General features: G+C 60.7%; 20 protein-coding genes and 1 riboswitch. Of the genes, 15 read left to right on the plus strand and 5 right to left on the minus strand.

The features are described 5' to 3' along the window. Nucleotides 1–29: 29 nt before the first annotated feature. Nucleotides 30–362 (minus strand): DMT family transporter, encoded by a 333-nt coding sequence (locus tag BMY54_RS04740; protein ID WP_016985677.1) that lies wholly within the window; start codon nt 360–362, stop codon nt 30–32. Nucleotides 363–471: 109 nt separating this feature from the next. On the opposite strand from BMY54_RS04740, the gene BMY54_RS04745 reads away from it, so the two are divergent. Both BMY54_RS04745 and waaA read left to right on the plus strand, forming a co-directional pair. Beyond that, a complete protein-coding gene (locus BMY54_RS04745; protein WP_093430146.1) occupies nt 472–1,368 on the plus strand; it encodes a LysR family transcriptional regulator in 897 nt (298 codons plus the stop codon). Nucleotides 1,369–1,379: 11 nt separating this feature from the next. Next, a complete protein-coding gene (gene waaA / locus BMY54_RS04750; RefSeq protein ID WP_093430147.1) occupies nt 1,380–2,654 on the plus strand; it encodes a lipid IV(A) 3-deoxy-D-manno-octulosonic acid transferase in 1,275 nt (424 codons plus the stop codon). Nucleotides 2,655–2,745: 91 nt separating this feature from the next. Here waaA and BMY54_RS04755 read toward each other — a convergent pair whose 3' ends face one another. Beyond that, nucleotides 2,746–4,179 carry a TolC family outer membrane protein gene (locus BMY54_RS04755; protein WP_093430148.1) on the minus strand — a complete coding sequence of 478 codons (1,434 nt, stop codon included), beginning with the start codon at nt 4,177–4,179 and terminating at the stop codon, nt 2,746–2,748. Nucleotides 4,180–4,385: 206 nt separating this feature from the next. Further along, a riboswitch (TPP riboswitch) is annotated at nt 4,386–4,491 on the plus strand. A gap of 146 nt (nt 4,492–4,637) precedes the next feature. On the opposite strand from BMY54_RS04755, the gene thiC reads away from it, so the two are divergent. Both thiC and cytX read left to right on the plus strand, forming a co-directional pair. Then, nucleotides 4,638–6,530: a phosphomethylpyrimidine synthase ThiC gene (gene thiC / locus BMY54_RS04760; RefSeq protein WP_093430149.1), complete on the plus strand. Its 1,893-nt coding sequence runs from the start codon at nt 4,638–4,640 to the stop codon at nt 6,528–6,530. A 140-nt stretch (nt 6,531–6,670) separates the two neighbouring features. Continuing rightward, the gene (gene cytX / locus BMY54_RS04765; protein WP_093430150.1) at nt 6,671–7,963 is read left to right on the plus strand and encodes a putative hydroxymethylpyrimidine transporter CytX; all 1,293 of its coding nucleotides are present in this window, start codon (nt 6,671–6,673) and stop codon (nt 7,961–7,963) included. On the opposite strand, the gene BMY54_RS04770 is transcribed toward cytX, so the two are convergent. Next, on the minus strand, nt 7,932–8,678 hold the full coding sequence (locus BMY54_RS04770; RefSeq protein ID WP_093430151.1) for an RsiV family protein: 747 nt from the start codon (nt 8,676–8,678) through the stop codon (nt 7,932–7,934). The two genes, cytX and BMY54_RS04770, sit on opposite strands and share 32 nt — an antisense overlap. A gap of 228 nt (nt 8,679–8,906) precedes the next feature. On the opposite strand from BMY54_RS04770, the gene BMY54_RS04775 reads away from it, so the two are divergent. The 9 genes from BMY54_RS04775 to BMY54_RS04815 all read left to right on the plus strand — a co-directional run bounded on the left by BMY54_RS04775 (nt 8,907) and on the right by BMY54_RS04815 (nt 18,410). After that, a complete protein-coding gene (locus BMY54_RS04775) occupies nt 8,907–9,524 on the plus strand; it encodes an NUDIX domain-containing protein (RefSeq protein ID WP_093430152.1) in 618 nt (205 codons plus the stop codon). Next, the gene (locus BMY54_RS04780) at nt 9,515–9,967 is read left to right on the plus strand and encodes a DUF1249 domain-containing protein (protein ID WP_034151669.1); all 453 of its coding nucleotides are present in this window, start codon (nt 9,515–9,517) and stop codon (nt 9,965–9,967) included. The genes BMY54_RS04775 and BMY54_RS04780 overlap by 10 nt, the downstream gene beginning before the upstream one ends. 99 nt (nt 9,968–10,066) lie before the next feature. Next, entirely contained in the window at nt 10,067–10,882 is an 816-nt protein-coding gene (cpdA, locus tag BMY54_RS04785) for a 3',5'-cyclic-AMP phosphodiesterase (protein WP_093430153.1), read from the plus strand. Between the two features lie 291 nt (nt 10,883–11,173). Beyond that, entirely contained in the window at nt 11,174–11,782 is a 609-nt protein-coding gene (locus BMY54_RS04790; RefSeq protein WP_093430154.1) for a YqiA/YcfP family alpha/beta fold hydrolase, read from the plus strand. Nucleotides 11,783–11,832: 50 nt separating this feature from the next. Further along, a complete protein-coding gene (parE, locus tag BMY54_RS04795) occupies nt 11,833–13,740 on the plus strand; it encodes a DNA topoisomerase IV subunit B (RefSeq protein WP_093430155.1) in 1,908 nt (635 codons plus the stop codon). Further along, the gene (locus BMY54_RS04800) at nt 13,740–14,729 is read left to right on the plus strand and encodes an esterase-like activity of phytase family protein (protein ID WP_093430156.1); all 990 of its coding nucleotides are present in this window, start codon (nt 13,740–13,742) and stop codon (nt 14,727–14,729) included. The genes parE and BMY54_RS04800 overlap by 1 nt, the downstream gene beginning before the upstream one ends. Beyond that, nucleotides 14,726–15,250 (plus strand): retropepsin-like aspartic protease family protein, encoded by a 525-nt coding sequence (locus tag BMY54_RS04805; protein ID WP_007915776.1) that lies wholly within the window; start codon nt 14,726–14,728, stop codon nt 15,248–15,250. Before BMY54_RS04800 ends, BMY54_RS04805 begins: the two co-directional genes overlap by 4 nt. A 7-nt stretch (nt 15,251–15,257) precedes the next feature. Further along, the gene (gene parC, locus BMY54_RS04810) at nt 15,258–17,522 is read left to right on the plus strand and encodes a DNA topoisomerase IV subunit A (RefSeq protein WP_093430157.1); all 2,265 of its coding nucleotides are present in this window, start codon (nt 15,258–15,260) and stop codon (nt 17,520–17,522) included. A gap of 177 nt (nt 17,523–17,699) precedes the next feature. Then, nucleotides 17,700–18,410, plus strand: coding sequence for a PqiC family protein (locus tag BMY54_RS04815; RefSeq protein ID WP_093430158.1), 711 nt, complete (start codon nt 17,700–17,702; stop codon nt 18,408–18,410). Nucleotides 18,411–18,757: 347 nt separating this feature from the next. Here BMY54_RS04815 and BMY54_RS04820 read toward each other — a convergent pair whose 3' ends face one another. Next, a complete protein-coding gene (locus tag BMY54_RS04820) occupies nt 18,758–20,263 on the minus strand; it encodes an AhpA/YtjB family protein (protein ID WP_093430159.1) in 1,506 nt (501 codons plus the stop codon). 134 nt (nt 20,264–20,397) lie between these two features. On the opposite strand from BMY54_RS04820, the gene serB reads away from it, so the two are divergent. Further along, nucleotides 20,398–21,612, plus strand: coding sequence for a phosphoserine phosphatase SerB (serB, locus tag BMY54_RS04825; protein ID WP_093430160.1), 1,215 nt, complete (start codon nt 20,398–20,400; stop codon nt 21,610–21,612). A 119-nt stretch (nt 21,613–21,731) separates the two neighbouring features. Here serB and BMY54_RS04830 read toward each other — a convergent pair whose 3' ends face one another. After that, entirely contained in the window at nt 21,732–23,486 is a 1,755-nt protein-coding gene (locus BMY54_RS04830) for a molecular chaperone (RefSeq protein WP_093430161.1), read from the minus strand. Nucleotides 23,487–23,706: 220 nt separating this feature from the next. Here BMY54_RS04830 and BMY54_RS04835 point away from each other — a divergent pair, with 220 nt between their 5' ends. Further along, nucleotides 23,707–24,108 (plus strand): lectin OAA family protein, encoded by a 402-nt coding sequence (locus BMY54_RS04835; protein ID WP_093430162.1) that lies wholly within the window; start codon nt 23,707–23,709, stop codon nt 24,106–24,108. The last annotated feature ends 63 nt before the right edge of the window (nt 24,109–24,171 follow it).

The following is a 24,171-nucleotide window of genomic DNA, read 5'->3' on the forward strand; positions in this document are numbered from 1 at the left end:
CTCGCTCCCACAGGGATTGTGGTTGGATTTTAGTGGCCGGCGGTTTTCGAGAACAACTGGATCACCACGACACCCAGCACGATCAACGCCATCCCCAGCATCGCCGGGATATCCAGCTTCTGTCCGTAAATGAACAGCGCCGCGACGCTGACCATCACAATCCCCATGCCCGCCCACACCGCATAGGCCACGCCAACCGGAACGGTGCGCACCACCAGGGTCAACATCCAGAACGCGATCGCGTAGCCGACGATGACCAGCACCAATGGCAGTGGCGTGCTGAAGCCTTTGACCGCTTTCATCGACACGGTGGCGATCACTTCGGCACAGATGGCAATGGCCAGGTAGGCGTAGGCGTTCATGTTCAAATCCTCAATGTGAAACGTTGCTTGCTGAGGCGGCATTCTAGTGATTCGCCAGATGGGGTAAAGTCATTACCTATCTGTTATAGAGATGGGTAGGTGAATCAGCATGCAGTGGAATCTGGATCAACTGCGGGTTTTTGTCGACGTCGCCGAACACCGCTCGTTTTCCGCCGTGGCGCGCCAGCAGCGTAAAGCGCAGTCGGCGATCAGCAGCGCGATTGCCATGCTCGAAGATGACTTGGGCGTCAGCCTGTTCGAGCGTAGCAGCGGCCGTCAGCCAACGCTCACCGAGGCGGGCGAAGCGCTGTTGGAAGAGGCACGTGAAGTCCTGCGTCAATGCGAGCGCCTGAATGGCCGGGCGATGGCGATGCTGCGCGGCCAGGAAGCACAACTGCGTGTGGCGCAGGATGAGGCGATGCCCTATCAGGCGCTGGTGGAAAGTTTCGGTGAACTGGCCGAGCAGTTCCCTAGCCTGGAAGTGCAATTGACCAGCGCCGCGCAAGGCGAAGTCGCGCGCAAGCTGGTCGAGCGTCGTGCCGACCTCGGCCTGTTGTTCTATCACGATGAAATCCCCGAAGCACTGGAGCGCCGGGTGCTCGGCAGCGTCGAAATGGTCACGGTCTGCGGCATCAATCATCCGCTGGCGAAGCAGTCTTACGTGACCTGCCAGCAACTGGCGCAGCACCGGCAATTGTTGATGTCGACGCAAACCAGTGTCTATCCCGGCAACGAGCCGGCCAGCCCGCAGGTATGGCGCGCCGACAGTTTTTACGTGATGTCCGAATGGCTGGTGCGCGACCTCGGCTGGGCCTGGTTGCCCCGGCATGTGGTGCAGTACTCGGCCTATCAGGGCTTGATGGTCGAACTCGACAGCGAATGGACCCCGCCGGCACTGGTGGTGGAACTGGTCTGGCGCCGCGACGAACCGCTCGGCCCGGCCGCGCGCTGGCTGGCGGAACGTTTTGCCGTGCACTTGCGGGCGATCGGCGACAAAAGTCGATAAACTCCGCCGCCATGAATAGAACTCTCTACACCGCGCTGTTTTACCTGGGGCTGCCATTGGTGGCGATTCGGCTATGGCTGCGTGCGCGCAAGGCGCCGGCGTATGCCAGGCGGATTGGCGAACGTTTCTCCTACGGCATGCCGACGCTGCAGCCCGGCGGCATCTGGGTGCACGCGGTGTCGGTGGGCGAAAGCATTGCTGCGGCGCCGATGATCCGCGCCTTGCTGCAACGTTATCCACAACTGCCGATCACCGTGACCTGCATGACCCCGACCGGTTCGGAGCGGATTCAGGCGCTGTTCGCCAATGAGCCGCGCATCCAGCATTGTTATCTGCCGTACGACTTGCCGTGTGCGGCTGCGCGTTTTCTTGATCGCGTTCAGCCCAAGCTCGCGGTGATCATGGAAACCGAGCTGTGGCCCAATCACATTCATCAGTGCGCCAAGCGCGGAATTGCCGTGGCATTGGCCAATGGACGCTTGTCCGAGCGTTCCGCCAAAGGCTATGGCCGCTTCGGCAAACTGACCGCGCCGATGCTCGCCGAAATGAGTTTGTTCGCCGTGCAGACCGAAGCCGAAGCCCAGCGCTTCCGCGATCTCGGTGCGCGCCCGGAAACCGTTGAGGTCACCGGCTCGATCAAGTTCGACCTGACCATCGATCCGCAACTGCTGCAACGTGCAGCTGACTTGCGTGGCCAGTGGCAGGCGCTGGAGCGTCCGGTGTGGATTGCCGCCAGCACCCATGAAGGCGAGGACGAAGTGATCCTTGACGCTCATCGGCGCTTGCTGGCCAATCACCCGGATGCGTTGCTGATTCTGGTGCCGCGTCACCCGGAGCGTTTCAACTCGGTGTTCGAACTGTGCCAGCGCGAAGGCTTCGCCACGGTGCGGCGTTCGACTGGGGCCAATGTCGATGCGCAGACGTCGGTGCTGCTCGGCGACACCATGGGCGAGTTGCTGTTTCTTTATGCCTTGGCGGACAGCGCGTTTGTCGGCGGCAGCCTGGTAGCCAACGGCGGGCACAATCTACTGGAGCCGGCAGCCTTGGCCAAACCGGTGATCAGCGGCCCGCACCTGTTCAACTTCCTCGACATCGCCGCGCAATTGCGCGAAGCCGGAGCGTTGGCCGAGGTCGATGATGCCGAAGGGCTGGCGCTGGAAGTGCAGCGCCTGTTTGAGCTGCCGCGTGATGCGCAGCGTATGGCCGACGCCGGGCTGGCGGTGATGCGCCGCAATCAGGGCGCGTTGCAGCGTTTGCTGGATGGTTTGGGCCGACTGATCAAGTAAAGCAAAAAAGATCGCAGCCTTCGGCTGCTCCTACATTGGAATACGTTTCCTGTAGGAGCTGCCGAAGGCTGCGATCTTTTGTTTTTAAGGCTTAAGGCCGGGCCTTGAGCTGCGCCTCGGCCGCTTTGGCCAGATCCGGCGGGAGGAAATCCTTGTCCGGGTTGTAGTCGGCTTTCAGATAACGCCGTAGATCTTCCAGATCCCCCGGGTTCAACGTTCCCGCCGCCTGCTTCAAACGCAGGTTGTCGAGGATGTAGTCATAACGCGTGTTGTTGTAGTTGCGCACCGAGGTGTACAGCTGGCGCTGCGCATCGAGCACGTCGACGATGTTGCGCGTACCGACCTGATAACCGATTTCCGTGGCTTCCACTGCGCTCTGGTTGGAGATGATCGACTGGCGACGCGCCTGCACCTGCTCGACGTCGGTGTTCACCGCGCGGTGCAGGTTGCGGGTGTTCTCGACGATCTGCCGGCGCAGGGATTCGCGCTGTTGTTCGCTCTGATTCAGTTGCTCATACGACTGGCGCACTTGCGAGCTGGTCAGTCCGCCGCTGTAGATCGGGATGTTCAATTGCAGGCCGACCGTGCTCTGTTCGACATTGTCACGGTACGGCACACCGAAAGCGTTCGGGTTGGAAAAGCCGAGGGCGTCGTTGTCACCCTTTTCGTATTTGGCTACGGCATCGAGGGTCGGCAAGTGGCCGGCCTTGCGCTGCTTGAGGGTCTGCTCGGCGGAGCTGACGGCGAAGTTGCTCGCCAGCAGATTGAGGTTCTGTTTCGCCGCAGTATCGACCCACGCCTTGGCGTCGTTCGGCGCCGGCGGCAGGATCGGCAACGTGTGGACGATGCCCTGAATCGAGTTGTACTGGCGGTTGGTCAGGGTAATCAGCGCTTCGAAGGCATCATCGACCTGACGCTGGGCAACGATGCGGTTGGCCCGTGCGGTGTCGTAGCTGGCTTGCGATTGCAGCACGTCGGTCTTGTCCGACAGGCCGACATCGAAGCGTTCGTTGGACTGGTCGAGCTGGCGCTTGAACGCGGCCTCTTCAGCTTTGGTCGAGGCGAGGTTGTCCTGGCTGCGCAGCACGTTGAAATAGCTTTCGGCCGATTGCAGGATCAGGTTCTGTTCGGTCGCCGACAGTTGCAGCGCTGCTTGCTCGTTGACGTCCTTGGCCGCCTGGTACTGGAACCAGCGATCGGCGCGGAACAACGGCTGGGCCAGAGTCGCCTGGTAGGAGTGAGCGCTGCGGTTGGCAGTGGCCGAGGGCTGATCGATCGACGTCCGCACATTGGCCACCTCAGCGCCGCCTGACAGGTTCGGCAGCAGACCGGCGCGGGCCTGTGGCACCACTTCTTTCTGTGCGCCGTACTGCGCGCGGGCTGCGGCGAGGTCGGCGTTGTTGTCGACCGCCTCCTGATAGACGCTGACCAGATCGGTTTTGGTCGACAAGGGCGCTTCTGCTGCCCAGGCCATTGCGTTGGACGCACAAGACACGGCAAGAGCCAGTGAGAGTTTGCGCAGCATGAGGCGATCCCTAGCATTAATATTATGGAAGTAATCCGGGCGCCAAAGGTAAGGCGCAGGCCCCACAGCGTCAAGGCGTGGCGGGGCAAAGCGAGTGTAGTTGCGCATTTGCCTCACAACAATCGGCCAAGCCCCTGTATTTATGCCATTCATCATGGTGTTTGCTGCGGTGTTGGCGTTCTATGCCGGTTGTGTCTAGACTGGCCGGGTTCTTGTCGGGGTGCCTTGCTATGAGGCTGAGATCGAATAATTTCGGATCCCGTTGAACCTGATCAGGTTAGCGCCTGCGTAGGGAACAAGATTTCTCGTCACCCGGCGAGTCCTCTTGTGCTTCGTCCGGGAAATTGTTCGACAATCGAACGCTCGACGACGAGGCACAGCACCGGTCCTGGTGCGTCCGTGCCTTTCAGGTTCTGCTCCGACAATCCACTGCCTGGATGCTGTCTGGAGAGCCCGTGATGACGACTACAAAATCAAAAAACGCGATCAACCTGAGTGACTCGGCCAAGGTCGACGAGCAATCGGTCAAACCGTTCACCCGTTCGCAAAAAGTCTACGTTCAGGGCTCGCGCCCGGACATCCTCGTGCCGATGCGTGAAATCACCCTCGATGTGACCCCGACTGACTTCGGCGGCGAAATCAACGCGCCGGTTACCGTTTACGATACCTCGGGCCCCTACACCGATCCGAACGTGGTGATCGACGTGCGCAAAGGCCTGGCCGATGTGCGTTCGGCGTGGATCGACGACCGTGGCGACACTGAGCGTCTGGCCGGCCTGAGTTCCAACTTCGGTCGCGAGCGCCTCGCCGATCCGGAATTGACCAAACTGCGCTTTGCCCACGTCAACAACCCGCGCCGCGCCAAGGCCGGGGCCAACGTCACGCAAATGCACTACGCGCGTCAGGGCATCATCACGCCCGAGATGGAATTCGTCGCCATCCGCGAAAACATGAAACTTGAAGTGGCCCGCGCCGCCGGCCTGCTGGACCAGCAACACCCGGGTCACAGCTTCGGCGCCAGCGTGCCGAAAATCATCACCCCGGAATTTGTCCGTGAAGAGATCGCCCGTGGCCGCGCAATCATTCCGGCCAACATCAACCACACCGAACTGGAACCGATGATCATCGGCCGTAACTTCCTGGTGAAGATCAACGGCAACATCGGCAACAGTGCCTTGGGTTCGTCCATCGAAGAAGAAGTGGCGAAACTGACCTGGGGCATTCGCTGGGGCGCGGACAACATCATGGACTTGTCCACCGGTAAGCACATTCATGAAACCCGCGAGTGGATCATCCGCAATTCGCCGGTGCCGATCGGCACGGTGCCGATCTATCAGGCGCTGGAAAAAGTCGGTGGCGCGGCTGAAGACCTGACCTGGGAGCTGTTCCGCGACACGCTGATCGAGCAGGCCGAGCAGGGCGTCGACTACTTCACCATTCACGCCGGCGTGTTGCTGCGCTACGTGCCGCTGACCGCCAAACGTGTGACCGGTATCGTTTCCCGTGGTGGTTCGATCATGGCCAAGTGGTGCCTGGCGCATCACAAGGAAAACTTCGCCTACACGCATTTCGAAGAAATCTGCGAAATCATGAAAGCCTATGACGTCAGCTTCTCGCTGGGTGATGGCTTGCGTCCGGGTTCGATTGCCGACGCCAACGATGCCGCGCAATTCGGCGAACTGGAAACCCTCGGCGAACTGACCAAGATCGCCTGGAAGCACGACGTGCAAACCATGATCGAAGGCCCGGGCCACGTGCCGATGCAGTTGATCAAGGAGAACATGGACAAGCAGCTGGAGTGCTGCGACGAGGCGCCGTTCTACACCCTCGGCCCTCTGACCACCGACATCGCGCCGGGCTACGACCACATCACCTCGGGTATCGGTGCGGCAATGATCGGCTGGTTCGGTTGCGCCATGCTCTGCTACGTGACGCCTAAGGAACACCTGGGCCTGCCGAACAAGGATGACGTGAAGACCGGGATCATCACCTACAAGATCGCCGCGCACGCAGCGGACTTGGCCAAAGGGCATCCGGGTGCACAGATTCGCGACAACGCCTTGAGCAAGGCGCGCTTTGAGTTCCGTTGGGAAGACCAGTTCAACCTCGGTCTGGACCCGGACACTGCGCGTTCGTATCACGATGAAACCCTGCCGAAGGATTCGGCGAAGGTCGCGCACTTCTGTTCGATGTGCGGGCCGAAATTCTGCTCGATGAAGATCACTCAGGAAGTCCGCGAATACGCGGCCAACCAGCGGATCGACGCGGTCGACGTGGACGTCGCCCAAGGCCTGGCGGAACAGGCCGAGCGGTTCAAGAAGGAAGGCAGTCAGCTGTACAAAAAGGTTTGATCTGACCTGAAAAGGGTGGGCCTGCGAGGGCCCCTTCGCGAGCAGGCTCGCTCCTACTTTGGAATGCATTCAAGTGTGGGAGCGAGCTTGCTCGCGAATGCGATCAACACAACAACAAATGTCCCTCTGAGATAACACCCTTGAGCATTCAACCCAGCACCTATTCCCCCGACCTCGCCGTACCCGCCGACAAGCGTGTGTTCGGCGGTCGCGATCTGTTTTCCCTGTGGTTCTCCCTCGGCATCGGCCTGATGGTTTTGCAAACCGGCGCATTGCTCGCGCCTGGCCTGGGCTTGTCCGGTTCACTGCTGGCGATTTTCCTCGGTACACTGGTTGGCGTTTTGCTGCTGGCCGCCGTCGGCGTGATCGGCAGCGACACCGGCCTGTCGTCGATGGCCGCGCTGAAACTCAGCCTCGGCAGCAAGGGCGCGAGCCTGCCGGCGCTGCTGAATTTGCTGCAACTGATCGGTTGGGGCTCGTTCGAAATCATCGTCATGCGCGACGCCGCCAGCCTGCTCGGCACCCGGGCGTTCAGCGAAGGTTCGTTGTGGTCGAGCCCGCTGTTGTGGACACTGTTTTTCGGTGCGTTGGCGACGTTGCTCGCGGTCAGCGGCCCGCTGACTTTCGTCCGGCAGATCCTGCGCAAGTGGGGCATCTGGCTGTTGCTGGCGGCGTGCCTCTGGCTGACCTGGAACCTGTTCGCCAAAGCCGATCTGGCCGATCTCTGGTCGCGTGCCGGTGACGGTTCGATGCCGTTCGCCGTGGGCTTCGACATTGCTATCGCGATGCCGCTGTCGTGGCTGCCGCTGATCGCCGATTACTCGCGTTTCGGCAAGCGCGCGAAGAATGTGTTTGGTGGCACTGCGGTCGGTTTCTTCATCGGTAACTTCTGGCTGATGAGCCTTGGCGTCGCCTACACCCTGGCCTTTGCGCCAAGCGGTGAAGTCAACGCGCTGTTGCTGGCTCTGGCTGGCGCCGGTCTGGGCATTCCGCTGCTGCTGATTCTGCTCGATGAGTCGGAAAACGCCTTCGCCGACATTCATTCGGCAGCGGTATCGAGCGGGATTCTGTTGCGCCTGAAAGTCGAACATCTGGCCTTGGCCATCGGCGTGATCTGCACGCTGATCGCCCTGCTGGCGCCATTGGCGCAGTACCAGAATTTCCTGCTGCTGATCGGTTCGGTGTTTGCGCCGCTGTTCGGCGTGGTGCTGGTGGATCACTTCATCCTGCGCAAGCGTAGTGCTCAGGTCGCGTCAGCCGCGTTGCGCTGGCCGGCGTTGTTGGCGTGGCTGGGCGGCGTGAGCACCTACCACTTGCTGGCGAATCTGTATCCGGATGTCGGCGCAACCCTGCCGGCGCTGGTGCTGGCAGGGCTGTTGCAGCTCGTGCTGGGCCGGGCCTTCAGTTACGGCCGGGAAACAGCTCGGGCTTGAGAATGCCGTTCAGACGCGGGTAAGGAATCTTCAGTTCGACGTGGCCCAGTGCGTAAGGCGCAATGGTGCTCACGTCGTACTTGAGGATCACACCGCCATAGGTCAGCGCCACGTTCGGGGTTTTCACGAACGGCCAGCTCTTCACAAAGTCCGCTTCCTGGTCGAGCTTGGTGCTGATCAACCAGCTGTTGTGCGCGACTTGTGCCGCTTTCCAGAATGCCTCTTCCTGACCCGGCATCAACATGTCGGACAGGTTCAGTACTTTATGCTGCTGGCGCGAATAGTTGATGAAACCGCGACCCGGTGTGCCATGCGCACCGCCGGTGTCGAGGTAGCTCGATAGTTCGATGATCACCAAGCCGTCATGCTGCTCACGTACTTTCGCTTGCAGGTAGCTGCTGTTGCGTGGGCCGGCGCTGGCCAGAAACTGATCGCGGTAGGCCGCCAGGGTTGGCGCCACCGGGGCGTTTTTCTCGGTGCGGGTCATTTGCAGCAGGCGTTTTTCGATAATGCCGTCCAGCGCAGGTTCGGCCGGGAAGCGCAGGGTGTCGATGTTCACCAGCGGGCAATCAGGGTTGGAACATCCAGGCTTAAGTTGTTCCGACGCATCGCGGGTGGTTTCCAGCGGTGTGCGGTAGTTGGGCTGGAACAGGCTTGCGCACGCGCCGAGGGTCAGGGCGATGGCGGCCACGGAGGCAATTTTGAAAAGCGACATGGGCGTCCTTTCGAAAGCAGGGGAAGGCAAAAAGATATCCGCTTCGACTCTCGCAGAAGCAGTCAGTTCGCCACTAAGCTAATTAGAGTGGGTTTCGCCTCCACCGTCCATCCCGCTGACGGTAAAGGGGCTGCATCAAACCGTTCGGGCGCGTTAGGATGGCGCGAAGTCGAGGTTGCCAGTCACCAACAGCAACCTCGTAATGGATCTGCAGTAAAGAGGATGCTCATGACTGATTTTGCCAACGCCATTCCGACCACCGTCGACGTCGTGCGACGCGAGCGCTGCTACGAGGGTTTTTACAAACTCGATCGTTTGCACCTGCGCCATGAATTGTTCGCCGGTGGCATGAGCCGCGAGATCAACCGTGAAGTGTTTGTGCGTCACGATGCGGTGTGCATGTTGCCCTACGATCCACAGCGCGACGAAGTGGTGTTGATCGAGCAGTTCCGCGTCGGCGCCATGGGCAAGACCGACAATCCGTGGCTGGTCGAACTGGTCGCTGGTCTGATCGACAAGGATGAGCAACCGGAAGAAGTTGCTCACCGCGAGGCGCAGGAGGAAGCTGGGCTGGACATCAAGGCCCTGTGGCCGATGACCAAATATTTCCCGTCGCCGGGCGGCAGCAACGAGTTTGTGCATTTGTATCTGGGGCGTTGCAGCACCGAAGGCGTTGGCGGCCTACATGGCCTGGAAGAAGAGGCAGAAGATATCCGCGTCACGGTCTGGGCTTTCGAAGATGCCTTGCAGGCCGTCCGTGACGGTCGCATTGCCAACGCGGCGAGCATCATCGCCTTGCAATGGCTGGCGCTGAACCGCGCCGAAGTGAGGGGGTTATGGTCGTAAACAAGCTGCGCGATCGTTATCGAGTCGACCTCGTGGGGCTGCAAGCCGCCTGCGAGGCCAACTACGCGCGCTTGATGCGACTAGTTCCGGACATGCGCAACGAACCCGAGGCGCGGCGCATCGCCGTCACTCAGGGCGAGCAGATGCTCGGCGTGCTGGCCCTCGAAGTGCTACAAACCTGCCCGTACACCACCACTTTGCAGGTGCGTCAGGAACACAGCCTGCCATGGCTGCCGGTGCCGCAACTGGAAGTCCAGGTCTATCACGACGCGCGCATGGCCGAAGTGGTCAGCGCCGAACATGCACGACGCTTTCGCGGCATCTATCCTTACCCGAACGCGGCGATGCATCAGCCGGATGAAAAGGCTCAGCTCAATCTGTTCCTGGGGGAATGGTTGAGTCACTGTCTGGCGTTGGGGCATGAGTATGAAGTCGTACGCTAGTTGTGAACTGCGTCCGGTTCGGCGGTTTCCTCTTTCCCTGATCCCCCAGCATAATTGCGGCACTTGATCGATTCCGTGCTTTTGCCTTGGGAGAGCGCCTTGCCGAGCGTATCCACGTTGACCTCCGCCGATACGGCGCTGCTGGTGCAGTTGTCCGACAGCCATCTGTTTGCTGAAACGGACGGCACGCTGCTGGGCATGAACACCCGTGAAAGCCTGCAAAAGGTCATCGAATTGGTGCTGGAACAACAGCCGCAGATCGATCTGATTCTGGCCACCGGTGATATCTCGCAAGACGGCACGCTGGAGTCGTATCAGCAGTTTCGCCAGATGAGCGCCCAAATCACTGCCCCGGCGCGCTGGATTCCCGGTAATCATGATGAGCCGATGATCATGGCCCAGGCCGCCGTGCAAAGTACGCTGCTGGAGCCAGTGGTCGATATCGGCAACTGGCGGGTGACTTTGCTGGATTCGGCGGTGCCGGGTTCGGTGCCGGGGTTTCTGCAGGACGATCAATTGCAACTGCTGGTCCGTTCGCTGAGCGAAGCACCGGAGCGCCATCATCTGGTGTGCTTTCACCATCATCCGGTGTCGATTGGTTGTGCGTGGATGGAGCCGATCGGTTTGCGCAATCCCGAGGCATTTTTCGAAGTGCTGGATCGTTTTCCGCAGGCCCGGGCGGTGTTGTGGGGGCATGTGCATCAGGAGATTGACTGCGCTCGCAACGGCGTACGTTTGCTGGCTTCGCCGTCGACGTGCATTCAGTTTGAGCCGGGGAGTGTGGACTTTAAGGTGGGTGAGCAGGCGCCGGGGTATCGCTGGTTGCGGTTGTTGCCGGATGGGCGGTTGGAGACCGGGGTTGAACGCGTCAGCGATTTTGCCTTCACGGTTGATTACGGTTCCAACGGCTACTGATCGAATCAAAAGCCCCTCATCGGAACGCCGTCCGCCCAGCCCTCTCCCGGAGGGAGAGGGGGCCGACCGAGGTATCCATCGACCTGAAAGAATGTGTTGATTATGGATTCGCTGAAGCTCGCTCAAGTCGGTGTAGCACTTGAATATCCCCCATTCAGTCCCCTCTCCCTTTGGGAGAGAGCTAGGGTGAGGGCCGCCCCTGCTGAATGACCAATTTCTCGAAACCACCCCCAATCCGCGCTTCTCTCCCTGTAAACTCCGCAAACCCAAACCGACACCCAGGGAGCTCAAATGTCCGGTTCGATCCTCTATATCCACGGTTTCAACAGCGCTCCGGCCTCGAAAAAGGCCTGTCAGCTGGTCTCCGTGATGGAGCAGCTGGGTTTGAGCGACAAATTGCGTGTCCCGGCCCTGCATCATCACCCGCGCGAAGCCATCGGTCAGTTGGAACAAGCGATTGCCGAACTGGGCAGCCCGCTGCTGGTGGGAAGCTCACTCGGCGGCTACTATGCGACTCACCTGGCCGAGCGCCATGGCCTGAAAGCCCTGCTGGTCAACCCGGCGGTCAGCCCGCACCGGATGTTCGACGGCTATCTGGGCCCGCAGAAAAACCTGTATACCGATGAAACCTGGGAATTGACCCACGACCACGTCACGGCCCTCGCCGAACTGGAAGTGCCGGCGCCTCAGGATGCGCAGTGTTATCAGGTGTGGTTGCAGACCGGCGATGAAACACTGGACTATCGCCTCGCCCAGCAGTATTACCGCGCCTGCGCCTTGCGTATTCAGGCCGGCGGCGACCACAGTTTTCAGGGTTTCGCCGGGCAATTGCCGGCGTTGCTGAGTTTTGCCGGCATTGGCGCCGATTTGTATCAGGCCATCGATTTCTCCGCATTGTGAGCTGTGGCCCCATGAATTCTTTTTTCACCGAACATTGACGACGAGACCCTATGGCCACTCCCAGCGCTAGCTCTTATAACGCCGACGCCATCGAAGTCCTCTCGGGCCTCGACCCGGTGCGCAAACGCCCCGGCATGTACACCGACACCAGTCGGCCGAACCACCTCGCCCAGGAAGTCATCGACAACAGTGTCGACGAAGCCCTGGCGGGTCACGCCAGATCGGTGCAGGTCATCCTCCATGCCGACCATTCGCTGGAAGTCAGTGACGACGGCCGTGGCATGCCGGTCGACATTCACCCGGAAGAGGGCGTGTCGGGTGTCGAGCTGATCCTCACCAAGCTCCACGCGGGCGGCAAGTTTTCCAACAAGAACTATCAGTTCTCCGGCGGTCTGCACGGCGTGGGTATTTCCGTGGTCAACGCCTTGTCGACCGAAGTCCGTGTGCGTGTAAAACGTGACGGCAACGAATACCAGATGACCTTCAACGACGGTTTCAAAGCCTCGGAACTGGAAATCGTCGGCACCGTCGGCAAGCGCAACACCGGCACCAGCGTCTATTTCGCGCCGGACCCGAAATACTTCGATTCACCGAAATTCTCCATCAGCCGCCTCAAGCACGTGCTCAAGGCCAAGGCTGTGCTGTGCCCGGGGCTGCTGGTCAGCTTTGAAGACAAAGGCACCGGCGAGAAAGTCGAGTGGCATTACGAAGACGGTCTGCGTTCCTATCTGGTCGACGCCGTCAGCGAATTCGAACGCCTGCCGAACGAGCCGTTCTGCGGCGCTTTCGCCGGTAATAAAGAAGCGGTCGACTGGGCCCTGCTGTGGTTGCCGGAAGGTGGCGACGCGGTGCAGGAAAGCTACGTCAACCTGATCCCGACGGCGCAGGGCGGTACTCACGTCAACGGTCTGCGTCAGGGCCTGCTTGATGCGATGCGCGAGTTCTGCGAATTCCGCAGCCTGCTGCCGCGCGGCGTCAAGCTGGCGCCGGAAGATGTCTGGGAGCGCATCGCGTTCGTCCTGTCGATGAAGATGCAGGAGCCGCAATTCTCCGGCCAGACCAAAGAGCGACTGTCGTCCCGTGAAGCGGCGGCGTTCGTCTCCGGTGTGGTCAAGGATGCGTTCAGCCTGTGGCTCAACGCCAACCCGGAAACCGGTCTGGCCCTGGCGGAACTGGCGATCAACAACGCCGGTCGTCGTCTTAAGGCCAGCAAGAAAGTCGAGCGTAAACGTGTGACTCAGGGGCCAGCGTTGCCTGGCAAACTGGCGGACTGCGCCGGGCAGGACCCGATGCGTTCCGAGCTGTTCCTCGTCGAAGGTGATTCCGCTGGTGGTTCCGCCAAGCAAGCGCGGGACAAAGAGTTCCAGGCGATCCTGCCGTTGCGCGGCAAGATCCTCAACACCTGGGAAGTCGATGGCAGCGAAGTACTCGCCAGCCAGGAAGTGCACAACATCGCCGTGGCCATCGGTGTCGATCCGGGTGCGGCGGATATGAGCCAGCTGCGCTACGGCAAGATCTGCATCCTTGCCGACGCCGACTCCGACGGTCTGCACATCGCAACGCTGCTCTGCGCATTGTTCGTCCAGCATTTCCGCCCGCTGGTGGATGCCGGTCACGTCTACGTGGCGATGCCGCCGCTGTACCGCATCGACCTGGGCAAAGAAATCTACTACGCCCTCGACGAAGCCGAGCGCGACGGCATTCTCGACCGTCTGGTCGCCGAGAAGAAGCGCGGCAAACCACAGGTCACCCGATTCAAAGGTCTGGGTGAAATGAACCCGCCGCAGTTGCGTGAGACCACAATGGACCCGAACACTCGGCGTCTGGTGCAACTGACGCTGGGTGAAGACTTCGCCGAAACCTCGGAAATGATGGACATGCTGCTGGCGAAGAAACGCGCCGGTGACCGCAAGACCTGGCTCGAATCCAAAGGCAACCTCGCCGAGGTGCTGGCCTGATGCGGTTTGGCTGGGCCTTGGCGGGTGCGTTGCTGCTGAGTGCGATGGGCGTGTCGGCCGAGCCGTTGCAGGAATTGCGCGTGCTCTCCGAGCACCCGGTCGACGGCATGCGCGGCGGCAACCTGTCGGGGCTGGCCATGTGCGGCAGCGAGTTGTGGACGGTGTCGGATCGCGATGACGATCAGATCTATCGGCTCAATACCGCCGATCAGGTCTGGCAGGCCGAAGCCTTGCACATCGACGTGCCCCTGGTGCCGGAGACCGGTCTGCCGTGGGGGTTGCGCTCGCGCAATTGGGCCGCATCGTTCGTGCGCGGTGGCGACCTGGATTTCGAGGGCATCAGCTGCGACAGCGCCGGCAATCGCTACATTGTCAGCGAGGGCCATGCGGCAGTCTTGCAGGTGCCCGTCAGCGGCCCGGTCAACTGGCTGAAGATCTCGCCGATGATGGTTCGCGAAGCACGGGCCAGCGGCATGCTCCTGCATTTCAATGCGATCTTCGAGGGCTTGGCGATCAATCCGGCGGGCGATCAGATGTGGCTGGCTGCCGAACGGCAAAGCCGTGGCTTGCTGCTGATCAAGCGCCAGCAGACGGTGTGGGATTGCGACGGTCGTTGCGTGCTGCTCAGCGAGGGCGGTAAGGAAATGCAGCCGCCGCAGTTCCCGAAGGCCAGAGCGGTCGACCGGGACTTTTCCGACCTTTCATTGTTTAACGGCAAATTGTTTACCCTTGAGCGCAACGCCTTTCAGATTTGTCGGCGCGATGCGCAGACCGCCAAGGTGGAACGTTGCTGGTCTTACGCCGCTGAATTGTTGCAGGCCAACCGCCGTTATTCGCAGAACTTCGGGCTGGAAGAGGCGCTGATCGTCGACGCTGATGGTGCGTGGGTCGGTGTCGACAATAATTTCGGCCCGCGGGCCGACGGTGAGGTTCGGCCGATCGTCTGGCGCTTCGCCGCGCCTGACGGTGGCTGGAGCGCCAAGCCTTGAGCCAGCAACCCCCGGGCAAGCGCGCCGGTCGGGTGCTGATGATTCTGGCCTGGTGTGCGGCGCTGTTTCTGGCGACGCGGTTTTTTGGCCAGTGGGAGCAACGCCAGCAGAATCCGAACGTCGTGGTCAGTTCGGAGCAGGGCGAAGGGTTTATCGAGGTGAAGCTGGCCGGCAATGCCCAAGGGCATTTTGTCGCCAGCGGTCAGATCAACGGCGAACCGGTCGAGTTCATGCTCGACACCGGCGCAACCGATGTGGCGATCCCGGCGGATCTGGCCAAGCGTTTGAAGCTGGAAGAAGGTTTCGGTGTGACCCTGAGCACGGCCAATGGCCTGAGCCAGGGCTATCGAACCAAAATCGACCGCCTGCAACTCGGTGACATCGTGCTGCGCGACGTCCGCGCACTGGTGGCGCCGGGGCTGCATGGCGATCAGGTGCTGCTCGGCATGAGCGCCCTGAACAAACTTGAATTTACTCAGCGCGGTGGCACCATGCTGCTGCGCCAGACAACGAACCGATGAGGCCTGCATGAGCAACCCCCTTGATCTCAGCCTGGACGGTGTAGAACGCCGCTCGTTGGCCGACTTCACCGAAAGTGCCTACCTCAACTACTCCATGTACGTGATCATGGACCGTGCTCTGCCGCATATCGGCGACGGCCTGAAACCGGTACAGCGGCGTATCGTCTACGCCATGAGCGAGCTGGGGCTGGACGCCGACTCCAAGCACAAGAAATCGGCGCGTACCGTCGGTGACGTGCTCGGTAAATTCCACCCGCACGGTGACTCGGCGTGCTACGAAGCGATGGTGCTGATGGCGCAGCCTTTCAGCTATCGCTACACGCTGGTCGACGGTCAGGGTAACTGGGGTGCGCCGGACGATCCGAAGTCCTTCGCCGCCATGCGTTACACCGAAGCACGCCTGTCGCGTTATTCCGAAGTGCTGCTCAGCGAACTGGGCCAGGGCACTGCCGACTGGGGCCCGAACTTCGACGGCACCTTACAAGAGCCGCTGGTGCTGCCGGCGCGTCTGCCGAACATCCTGCTCAACGGCACCACCGGTATTGCCGTGGGCATGGCCACCGACGTGCCGCCGCACAACCTGCGTGAAGTCGCCACCGCTTGCGTGCGTCTGCTCGATGAGCCGAAAGCCACGGTCGAGCAGCTCTGCGAACACATTCAAGGCCCGGACTATCCGACCGAAGCGGAAATCATCACGCCGCGCGCCGACTTGCTGAAGATGTACGAAACCGGCAAGGGCTCGGTGCGCATGCGCGCCGTGTACCACGTCGAGGACGGCGACATCATCGTCACCGCGCTGCCGCATCAGGTGTCCGGTGCCAAGGTACTGGAACAGATCGCCGCGCTGATGCAGGCCAAGCCGTCGAAAGCCCCGCAGATCGCTGACCTGCGCGACGAATCCGACCACGAAAACCCGTGCCGCATCGTGATCATTCCGGTCAACAGCCGCGTCGATCATGAAGCGCTGATGCAGCACTTGTTCGCCAGCACCGAGCTGGAGTCTACCTACCGGGTCAACGTCAACATCATCGGTCTGGACGGCAAGCCGCAGCTGAAAAACCTGCGAGCGCTGCTGGTCGAGTGGCTGGAATTCCGCGTGCTGACCGTACGTCGCCGCCTGCAATTCCGCCTCGACAAGGTCGAGCGTCGTCTGCACCTGTTGGACGGTTTGCTGATCGCCTACCTCAACCTGGATGAAGTGATTCACATCATCCGTACCGAGGAGCATCCGAAGGCCAAGCTGATCGAGCGTTTCGCCCTCAGTGAAATTCAGGCCGACTACATCCTCGACACCCGTCTGCGTCAGTTGGCGCGACTGGAAGAGATGAAGCTGCGCGACGAGCAGGACGAACTGCTCAAGGAACAAGCCAAGCTGCAAGCCCTGCTGGGCAGCGAAGCCAAGCTGAAGAAGCTGGTGCGCACCGAACTGTTGAAAGACGCCGAAACCTACGGCGATGACCGTCGGTCGCCAATCGTCGAGCGCGCTGAAGCCAAGGCGCTGACCGAACACGATCTGCTGCCGAACGAAAAAGTCACCGTGGTGCTGTCTGAAAAAGGCTGGATCCGTTCGGCCAAAGGTCATGACATCGACGCCACGGGCCTGTCGTACAAGGCCGGTGATGGCTTCAAGACCTCGGCAGCGGGGCGCTCCAACCAGTTTGCGGTGTTTATCGACTCGACTGGCCGCAGCTACTCGGTCGCCGCGCACACCCTGCCATCGGCTCGGGGCCAGGGCGAGCCGTTGACCGGTCGTCTGACACCACCGCCCGGTGCGAGCTTCGAATGCGTGCTGATGCCGGAAGACGACGCGTTGTACGTGATCGCTTCCGACGCCGGTTACGGTTTTGTGGTCAAGGGCGAAGACCTGCAAGCCAAGAACAAGGCCGGTAAAGCCCTGTTGAGCCTGCCGAACAACGCCAAAGTCATCGCGCCACGTCCGGTGGCCGATCGTGAGCACAACTGGCTGGCGTCGGTCACGACCGAAGGTCGCCTGCTGATCTTCAAAATCAGCGATCTGCCACAATTAGGTAAGGGCAAAGGCAACAAGATCATCGGTATTTCCGGTGAACGTGTGGCCAGTCGCGAAGAATATGTCACGGACATCGCCGTCCTTCCGGAAGGCGCCACCTTGGTGCTGCAGGCCGGAAAACGGACCCTGTCGCTGAAGGCCGATGACCTCGAACACTACAAAGGTGAGCGTGGGCGTCGTGGCAATAAGCTGCCGAGGGGCTTCCAGAGAGTGGATGCGCTGCTCGTCGAAAACCTCAATTAGGCGCCCTAGAGCGTTGGATCTACGATTTAACGCGTAGATCGACGCTTTGGCGCTGGAGTCGGAACGCATATTCACGGATGATATGGCCTTTCCAAGCGCCGGCGTGGCCGAGCGTTCTTCATATTTATTGAGTATTTTCACTGTGGTCAGCCTTGTGGCGGCCACCTGGACGGGATGATGACTGCTCTGCGCCCCCTTATTTTCCTGCTCGCCGGCGTTTTGGGCCTGGCGGGTTGCAGCGTTCACCAGCCGGTGTCGCTGTATCAACTGGACAGCGGAAGTCCGGTTCAGCCTGCGCAAAGCGCGGGCATGGCGGTTCTTTTGGGTCCGGTAGTCGTAGCCGATTACCTGCAACGTGAGACATTGCTGCAACGTCAACCCGATGGCAGCCTGCAAGCAGCGACAGACGGTCGTTGGGCTGGCAGCCTTTCGTCGGATATCGATCAGTTGCTGATGCGTCAGGTTGCTGGCCATCTGGACAGCCAGCGTGTAGTGCTGGCACCGGCCACTACGGGGTTCACTCCGGATGTGCAGGTGTTGCTGACCATCACGCGTCTGGACTCTGGCCAGAAACAACCGGCGATTCTCGATGCTCAATGGCGTCTGATCGACCGTCGTGGTCAGGTGCGCGATAACCGCATCGTTCATCTGCAAGAGCTGCATGCCGGCAGTACCGCTTCGCAGGTTCAGGCCCAGGGCATTTTGCTGCAGCGTCTGGCCGAGCAATTGTCTGTAGCGCTCAAGCCGTTGGCCAATCAGCCACCGGTGGCCGAGGCACCGCGTAAAGCGGCACCAAAACCGGCAGCGCCGGCGGCGGAATCAGAGAAACAACCGAAGATTCCGATGGCATCGCCGATTCGGACAGACATGGAAGTGTTCCGCTTCTAAGCTGGATCGAGTCAGAACAGAGCCCGCCTTGTGCGGGCTTTGTTGTGTCTGGGGTTCTGCGCGAAAGATCAAAAGCCCCTCACCCCAGCCCTCTCCCTGAGGGAGAGGGGGCCGACCGAGATGTCTGGCGCCATGCATCGACCTGAACGATCCTGGCGGTTATGGATTCAAAGCAGGACGTGCAGGTCGGTGTATTCCGGCAATAATCCCGGATCGGTCCCCTCTCCCTGTGGGAGAGGGCTAGGGTGAGGGGCTTTTCAGGGTGCTTGCAATCTCGATAACACCGGCCACAAAAAAGCCCGCAGACAATCACTCGTCTGCGGGCTTCCGTGTTTCAGGCCTTAGGCTTACGCCCGGCGCTCATGCATCCGCGCCAGTTGCCGCTCGAGCATCGACGGATACGGTTCCATCAACCGCTCCACGCAGCAAGCCCCCTCAGGGCTGGCGATCGGGCGGATCCGTGCACGCTGGCGGATCAGCGCATCGTCGCCGATCTTGCGTTCAACCAGCAGCAGATTGCGGCTGTGTTGTGACAGAGCCAGCGCATCCTGCGCCGAATCGGTCAGCAGCAGATCAATCTGACTCAAGCCGAACAACTCATCGCCCAGGGTCAGGCCCAGCTGCAGTTGCAGGGTGATGCCGCTGTCCGCGACTTCAATCTGCAACTGATGACCCAAGGCCCGCAGCAACTCGCCGCAGCAGATTGCGTTGGTCAGGTAATCGTCACCGCTGTCTTCGGTGTGGAAGAGCATCAGCGTGCTGCCGTCGTTGAGGGTTTCGATTTCACCCTGATACAGCGAAGCAGCCTGATCGAGGCAGTCACGATAACGCTCCTGCAATTCTTCCAGACGTGCCCGCGGCAAGCGGCGCAGTTGTTCCTGTGAGCCCAGTTGTACCGCCAGCACGGCGCTGTGTTGTGGCACGCTCGGAGTCGCCTTGCGGGCGACCGGTTGTGGCGCAACGTCCAGCGATTCATCGCGCAGATCAGCGAACGCGTCATCGTCATCATCGTCTTCGACGGTGCTGACCAGATGTCGCGGTGCAGGCTTCTGCGCGGCCATCGGACGGGTTTCGTCGAAACTCGGATCACGCAAGTTGCGCACCTCGAATTCCGGCTCGTCCTCTTCGTCCTCGAACTCAGGCTCCGGTTCCGGTGCAGGCTCTGGCGCGTAGTTGGCGTGCAGCTGACGCGCCAGATCGCCGATTTCATCCTGACGATCAATGCCCGGCGTGTGTTCGTCGATGCGTCGCAACCAGACACGCAATTGCAGCAACGGCGTCGACAGATAGCGGCCCATGCGCAGGCTCAGGGCCAGCGACAGCGCCAACAGGATCCCGCTGAGAATGCCCATGCTTTGCAGGCTGATGGTCATCGGCTGCTGGAACTGATCCATGTCCAGGCTGATGCGCAGTTGCCCGGCAGTCACGTCCTGGAAGGTGATCTTGCTCTCGTACATGCCCTCGGCTTCGCCCAGCAGGCTGTGCTTGGGCCGCTGACCGGACTCGGCGAGGATGCGGTTGTCCACGCTGTAGATCGCCGCGTGGGCCACCAGTTTGTTCTTGGTCAGATTATTGAGCAGCACGTTGAGGCTGAGGATGTCGTTGGACACCAACAGCTCGGTGGCCGAGGTCGCGGTCTGCGTGGTCAGGCTTTCGCCCAGCGCATCGGCCTGCTGGTGCATGGCCTGCTTGAATTGCAAACCCATCACGCCGGCATAGATCACCAGGGCCAGAGCGACCAGGATCACGTTATGGCTGGCAATGCGCAATGCAATCGGTACACGGCGGTGGCGCAGTGCACGGAAGATCAGCAGGAAGAAGTTATCGGTTTTAACTGGCGTGGGCCGGTTCACTGAGCTCGGCTCTTTTGTCCGTGAAGTTGACGCGCAGTATAGCGACAGGCCCTAGACCGGCAAAGCGCTCGCGGTGCCCGATGGTCACTGAAAGTGGGTAGAATGCGGTTTTTTTCCAGTTGCGGGGGTGCGCGTTGCGCGAAATCGTCCTGATTAACATCACGGGAGTCGACCGTCCGGGTCTGACTGCGGCCATTACCGGCGTTCTGGCACAAGGTGGTGTGAACATTCTCGACATCGGTCAGGCGGTGATCCACGACACCCTGTCGTTCGGCATCCTGGTTGAAATCCCCGATTCCGAGCAAGGCAAGTCCGTGCTCAAGGACATTCTGTTCAAGGGCTACGAGCTCGATCAGCAGGTACGCTTTACGCCGGTGTCCGAAGAGGATTACCAGCAATGGGTGGGTAATCAGGGCAAGAAACGCCACATCGTCACCCTGTTGACCCGCAAAGTGACCGCTGGCCAATTGCAGGCTGTCAGCTCGATCACCGCCAAATATGGCCTGAATATCGATCACATCGACCGTCTGTCGGGTCGCATGCCACTGGACACGCCAGCGGACAAGGGCAAGGGCTGCATCGAGTTCTCCGTGCGTGGCGAAGCCGCCGATCCACAGGCGCTGCGTGCTGAATTCCTCAGCGTTGCCCAAGCGCTGAACGTCGATATCGCCTTTCAGGAAGATTCGCTGTTCCGGCGCAACCGTCGTCTGGCGGTGTTCGACATGGACTCGACGCTGATCGAGGCCGAGGTCATTGACGAGCTAGCCAAGGCTGCCGGCGTGGGCGAGCAGGTGTCCGAAATCACAGAGCGGGCAATGGCCGGCGAGCTGGATTTCCGCGCCAGTTTCAAAGAACGTCTGGCCTTGCTCAAAGGTCTGGATGTCAGCGTGCTGGACTCGATCGGCGCTTCGCTGCGTCTGACCGAAGGCGCCGAAACGCTGTTCGCTGAACTCAAGCGTCTGGGCTACAAGACCGCGATCCTGTCCGGTGGCTTCACCTATTTCGCCAAGCAATTGCAGGCCAAACTCGGCATCGACTATGTGTTTGCCAACGAGCTGGAAGTGGTCGACGGCAAGTGCACCGGCGTGGCAATCGAGCCGATCGTCGATGCGCAGCGCAAGGCTGACCTGCTCAAAGAACTGGCGCACAAGGAAGGTTTGCGTCTGGAGCAGACCATCGCGGTCGGTGACGGCGCAAATGACCTGCCGATGCTGGCGATTGCCGGGTTGGGCGTGGCGTTCCGTGCCAAGCCGTTGGTGAAGCAGTCGGCGAAGCAGGCGATTTCGACGTTGGGGCTGGATGGCGTGTTGTATCTGCTGGGTTTCCGTGATCGCGACGGGCAGCTCTGAGGTTTCTATCGCCTGACTTGGCCTCTTCGCGAGCCTGCTCGCTCCCACAGTTGAAATGTATTCCAATGTGGGAGAGAGCAGGCTCGCGAAGGTTGCGCCGCCGATCCATCGGCGGGCACTTAAAGCGATTTCCACAACGAATCAAAATCCTCCTCGCTCCCGCCATTGCGCGCGGCCTCCAGCGAGCGATAGGCGAACTGATTGAAACTGTGCGTACTCGCCACCCGTCGATCCAGCCCGGCGCGGTGTTCTTCGCCTTGGGTATTGATCAGCACTTTACTGCCTTCCTGAAACGGCAAGCGCGGCGCCAGCAAGGTTGCTGGCAAATCTATCGCACTGATCTCCGGTAACAATAATCCGCGCAGATACTGACTGTGATCGTCCCGTGAGCGCACCAGTTGCAGGCCGCAAGGCTGGGCATGTGGCGCCACCAGCTCAATGCCCATTTGCGTGCCGCCGCCGCGTACCTGGCGGATCCAGCGAATGACCGCAATGCTCCAGCCCAGACTGACACTGTCCTGAATGCCGAGCATTTCCCCGGCCTGCAGCTCGGCGGGCACTTCATTTGGCCACGCCAGGCAATATCCACCGGGGCTGTGATTGATCACCGGCAGGGCATGGGTCGGGTAATGGGGCGTACTGTCCGTGCCGCTTTCATCCTCGAGCAAATGGTCGTACTGGATTTCCTCGTAAGGCAAAAACTCATCAGTTTTGCTTTGCGGTGCGGCGTCGAAAGCCTGGCTCCAACTGTCCTTTTCACCTTTGGCGACGGCACTGCTGAAATTCGCCGAGCGCGTTCCGGGGTGTTTGAGCAGCTCGCTGAAACTGCGCTCGCCACCCAGATAAAAGTGCAGAGCGCTCATGCCTACGCACACGGTCAGATGGCCTTGGCCGACGGTGCGCTGAAAGCTGCGCTCGGCGGCTTGTCCCCAGGTGGCATGCAGGTGTTGCAGGGTGTCGAAGCTGAGCCCGGGCGGAACGGGCAGCGGCGTCGATGTGGGCTGGTGCTGCAAATGCGCTTCGATGGCGTTCACCAGTGGCTGCGGATCGAAGCCGAGCAATCCGGCCTGTTCTTCGCTGCGAAACATGTTGCGGTAGCGCGGGCCGGTATCGATCGCCGGGCTGATCGCAAACAGTCCTTCGCTCGAGCGACCGGGATGCAATTTGAGCAGGGCGCTCCACGGTTCGAGTACTTCAGCCAATCGGGCGATCTGGTTCTGCCGCAATTGATTGCAGCGGGCACTGCCCAGGAGCAGGGCGGCGATGTAAGTCTGTTCAAGCGTGAGTTCGGTGGTGAGGCTGGCGAGATCGTCGTGGACCCGGCGCTGTTGCAGTTGCAGTTCGCAGGCGATGCGATACAGCTGATGCAGTTCGAACCACACCTGCTCCGGTGCCGCGCTGTACAGTTGCGTCGCACGCAGCAGTTGACCCTTGAGAGCATGGGCCGCCCGTTGCAGGGCCGTGCTGACCAATATCGCGCGATCCTTGCTGTACTTCGGCGCAATCCGCAACACGATCTGTTTGTAGCCGACCGCCAGATGGCTTTGCAGCGCCTGGCACAGATTACTGATCTTGCGCGAACGCTCGTCGAGCATGATCGCCTGATGCAGGAAGTGCCGTTCCAGATGCTGGCAGACGAAATACACTTCGGGTCGCAGCAGCTCCAGCAGGTTGAGGCGATTGTCACTGGGGGTGAGCAATTGATTGAGTTCGCCCAGGCCTTGATACAGCAGGCGGGCGGTTTCACCGATGTTAGCCTTGGGCAGGTCGGCGATCCAGCGCTTGAGGTCGCGTGGCGTTGCTTCGCAAAACGACAGACGCGTTTGCGTCGGGGTCGGGGCGCTCAGGGAGGGGTGGGGACGAGACTCACTCATGCCTTGACGGGCTCCGGCGGCGGAAGGGGCAATGCCCAAAACTCTAGCAGCTGTGGTCTGTTTCGCTGGGTAGCGTCAGACTTTTTGACCGCTGGTCTGCTGGCCGGATGCCATTCCCCAAGCCCTACTAGTCTCTCAGGCGTGCGATCGGAAACGCACGGTTGCACGGCCTGCCGTCAACCTCGGGCAGGTCTCCCGAAACTTCAAGGAGATGAGGTTCATGTCTAAATATGCAGTGGCAAATCAATGGGGTGGCAGTTCGGCGCCGTGGCATCCGGGTGGAACCTGGGTACTCGGCGGGCGGGACAACCAGAATGTCGTCGCGATCGAGATCAAGTCGCGTGATGACGGTAAAACGTTCACCGGCACCATGACCTATGCCGGGGAAGGTCCCATTGGCTTCAAAGCGCAACGCACCGGTCAGAACCAGTACAACGTCGAGAATCAGTGGGGTGGCAATGATGCCCCATGGCATCCGGGCGGCAAGTGGGTGATTGGCGGCCGGGACAATCAGAACGTTATCGCGTTGAGCGTCACGTCCAGTGATGGAGGGAAAAACCTCAGTGGCACCAATACCTATGCCAACGAAGGCCCGATCGGCTTTCGTGGGCAAATAGAGTAACGGCACCACCGAGTCGTATCCGCCTTTTCGCAGACGTGTGAAAAGGCGGATCAGTGGCTCACA

The sequence above is a fragment of the Pseudomonas sp. ok266 genome, assembly GCF_900110195.1.
Taxonomy (GTDB): domain Bacteria; phylum Pseudomonadota; class Gammaproteobacteria; order Pseudomonadales; family Pseudomonadaceae; genus Aquipseudomonas; species Aquipseudomonas neuropathica.

Bases quoted from the DNA above. Each gene is read 5' to 3' on its own strand.
- BMY54_RS04740 (WP_016985677.1), bottom strand. From the start codon at position 362: ATGAACGCCTACGCCTACCTGGCCATTGCCATCTGTGCCGAAGTGATC.
- BMY54_RS04745 (WP_093430146.1), top strand. From the start codon at position 472: ATGCAGTGGAATCTGGATCAACTGCGGGTTTTTGTCGACGTCGCCGAA.
- waaA (WP_093430147.1), top strand. From the start codon at position 1,380: ATGAATAGAACTCTCTACACCGCGCTGTTTTACCTGGGGCTGCCATTG.
- BMY54_RS04755 (WP_093430148.1), bottom strand. From the start codon at position 4,179: ATGCTGCGCAAACTCTCACTGGCTCTTGCCGTGTCTTGTGCGTCCAAC.
- thiC (WP_093430149.1), top strand. From the start codon at position 4,638: ATGACGACTACAAAATCAAAAAACGCGATCAACCTGAGTGACTCGGCC.
- BMY54_RS04770 (WP_093430151.1), bottom strand. From the start codon at position 8,678: ATGTCGCTTTTCAAAATTGCCTCCGTGGCCGCCATCGCCCTGACCCTC.
- BMY54_RS04775 (WP_093430152.1), top strand. From the start codon at position 8,907: ATGACTGATTTTGCCAACGCCATTCCGACCACCGTCGACGTCGTGCGA.
- BMY54_RS04780 (WP_034151669.1), top strand. From the start codon at position 9,515: ATGGTCGTAAACAAGCTGCGCGATCGTTATCGAGTCGACCTCGTGGGG.
- BMY54_RS04790 (WP_093430154.1), top strand. From the start codon at position 11,174: ATGTCCGGTTCGATCCTCTATATCCACGGTTTCAACAGCGCTCCGGCC.
- parE (WP_093430155.1), top strand. From the start codon at position 11,833: ATGGCCACTCCCAGCGCTAGCTCTTATAACGCCGACGCCATCGAAGTC.
- BMY54_RS04800 (WP_093430156.1), top strand. From the start codon at position 13,740: ATGCGGTTTGGCTGGGCCTTGGCGGGTGCGTTGCTGCTGAGTGCGATG.
- parC (WP_093430157.1), top strand. From the start codon at position 15,258: ATGAGCAACCCCCTTGATCTCAGCCTGGACGGTGTAGAACGCCGCTCG.
- BMY54_RS04815 (WP_093430158.1), top strand. From the start codon at position 17,700: ATGACTGCTCTGCGCCCCCTTATTTTCCTGCTCGCCGGCGTTTTGGGC.
- BMY54_RS04830 (WP_093430161.1), bottom strand. From the start codon at position 23,486: ATGAGTGAGTCTCGTCCCCACCCCTCCCTGAGCGCCCCGACCCCGACG.
- BMY54_RS04835 (WP_093430162.1), top strand. From the start codon at position 23,707: ATGTCTAAATATGCAGTGGCAAATCAATGGGGTGGCAGTTCGGCGCCG.